We start from the raw sequence: 2,495 nt of genomic DNA on the forward strand, positions 1-2,495 counted from the left end.
GAGATATTGTAGCTCTCTACGAAACCGATCATGTCGATGCGGCACACGACATCTGACGCAGCCCGAAAATCTTCCGAAACACCTTCTACCTCGTTCCCCAGAACGATCGCCGTCTTTCGGAGGAAGTCGACTCGGGAAAGCGGAACCGCATCGGATCCGGAATCTGCCACGGCAATCTGATACCCTCGTTCTTTGAGATCACCAATGCACTCGGCGGACTTGCGCCACCGCTTGACGTCGAGCCACTTCTCCGCACCTTGCGAAGTTCGCCGCGACTGCTTGTAGGGCTGATCGCTCGTGACGACGTGCACCTCGAAAAAACCAAGAGCCTCCGCCGTCCGCATCACGGCACTGACATTCCCGTAATTCGTAATTCCTTCGACTACTGTGACGATCGAACGCGTTCGGTTTTGAATCACGTCGTTGATTCGCTGAGCTCTCTCGCGGGACAGGTAGGGACTCAGCAGTTCGCATATCTTTGCGTGAGAGAAGGGCCTCTTCCGGATCATGATGTGATCTGGACGGTCTGTAGCCATGTGGCCACCCGTTATTGGTGAGGCTGAAGCGGTATAGGGTGCTTTTCGATCTTCCACTATCACACGAAGCAACGACAGCGATGAATATAAACGACTGCGTAGTAGTAATAACCGGCGCCAGCAGCGGCCTCGGGCGGGCGTGCTCTACAGAATTGGTCGCGCGAGGGGCAAAAGTTTTCGGCCTCGCCCGGAGGACCGATCGGCTTACCACCATGGAGCGAGATCTCGGTCCGGGTTTCAAAGGCATATCGTGCGATGTCACGGAGGAGGATGAAGTGAATGCCTCACTCCAGCAAGTTATCGATGCAGCGGGCCGCGTGGACGTGCTCGTGAACAATGCTGGACTGGGACGATTTGGTCGCGTTGACGAATTTTCGTCGGCGGAGTGGGACCTCCTGATGAAGACGAATCTTCGCGGCATGTTTCTGTGCACGAAGGCTGTTGTCCCGACTATGAAGAAGCAGAATGAAACGACGGGCTTCGGAGGTCACGTCGTAAACATTGCGTCCGTGGCGGGTCTCCTCGGCAATGCCGTCATCGGTGCCTACAACGTGACGAAGTTCGGTGTGCGCGGATTCAGCGAGTCACTCATGAAAGAACTCCGGGACGACGGCATCAAGGTGAGCTGTGTGTACCCCGGTTCGATTGAGACTGAGTTCTTTGAGGTGGCTGAGGTTGAGATGTCCCCAAATCCCATGCAGGTCAACGACGTGGCGACCACCGTCGTTCAATTGATCGACACACCTGACAACTATCTCATCTCTGAAGTTGTGATGCGGCCGCTGCGGCCACGGGGCTAGCTGCAGACGGATGTGGTGCTGAGTCGATCGGAGCCATGGTATCAGAGTTGCGCTCCGGGCGCGACCCGGTTATTATCAGGCTCACCGATTCAGCAATCACTGCGATACGATGAAGAGGCGGTCATTCGTGGCACGAGGCCTTATTGGCGCTGCAGGCGCCGGTACTGTGCTCGCGTCTTGCGGCCAGCCGTCAGTCGACGGCGTACCGGCGGTGCAGACGAGGAAGTCAGTGACCTGGCGCCTTGCATCGAGTTTCAGTCGATCACTGGATACGATCTACGGGGCGTCGGAAGTCCTCGCAGAACGTGTCAGTCAACTCACCGACGGACGATTTCGAATACGCCCCTATCCCGGAGGGGAGTTGGTACCCGCACTTGAGGTCCTGGGGGCGGTCCAGACCGGCACAATCCAGATGGGTCACAGTGCGAGCTACTACTACGTCGGTAAGAACCCCACCTTTGCGTTTGACACGTGTGTGCCGTTCGGACTGACGGCTCGAATGCAGAATGCGTGGCTGTACTATGCCGGCGGACTCGAACAGATGCGTGCGGTCTTCGCCGACTTCAACATTGTCAATCTTCCGGGCGGCAACACGGGCGTACAGATGGGAGGGTGGTTTCGCCGTGAAATCGACTCGCTATCCGATCTGCGCGGTCTCAAGATGCGAATTCCCGGGCTGGGAGGGCAGGTGATGGACCGGCTGGGCGTCAACGTCCAGCTGATTTCCAGTGGCGAGATATTCCCCGCGCTGGAGCGAGGAGCAATCGACGCAACCGAATGGGTAGGTCCGTACGACGACGAGAAGTTGGGTTTCCAGAAGGTCGCCAGAAACTACTACTATCCGGGATGGTGGGAGCCGGGCCCAACATTGAGCTTCTATGTCAACCGCAGCGCCTGGGATACGCTTCCCGCCGAATATCAGTCTGCTCTGGAATCGGCCGCAGCTGAGGCAAACGTCCGGATGCTGGCGCGGTACGACGCTCAGAATCCGCCGGCGCTGAGACGACTGCTCGACGGTGGCGTGAAACTGAAACGATTCCCGATTGATATCCTCGATGCTGCCCGCACGCAGGCGTTCGATATCATGAATCAGCAAGCTTCGTCGGAGGCCGGATATCGCCGCGTGTACGAATCGTTCACCGCCTTTCGCGACCAGGCG

At 57.7% G+C, this 2,495-nt stretch carries 3 protein-coding genes; 2 read left to right on the forward strand and 1 reads right to left on the reverse strand.

The features are described 5' to 3' along the window. Positions 1 to 536: RNA methyltransferase (locus HKN37_11190; protein NNE47213.1), on the reverse strand; the 536-nt coding region annotated here is incomplete at its 3' end. An 80-nt stretch (positions 537 to 616) separates the two neighbouring features. Between HKN37_11190 and HKN37_11195 the strand changes: the two genes are divergently transcribed. After that, positions 617 to 1,336, forward strand: coding sequence for an SDR family oxidoreductase (locus tag HKN37_11195; protein NNE47214.1), 720 nt, complete (start codon positions 617 to 619; stop codon positions 1,334 to 1,336). 109 nt (positions 1,337 to 1,445) lie between these two features. After that, positions 1,446 to 2,495: TRAP transporter substrate-binding protein (locus tag HKN37_11200; GenBank protein NNE47215.1), on the forward strand; the 1,050-nt coding region annotated here is incomplete at its 3' end.

The organism is Rhodothermales bacterium, assembly GCA_013002345.1.
Taxonomy (GTDB): Bacteria; Bacteroidota; Rhodothermia; order Rhodothermales; family JABDKH01; genus JABDKH01.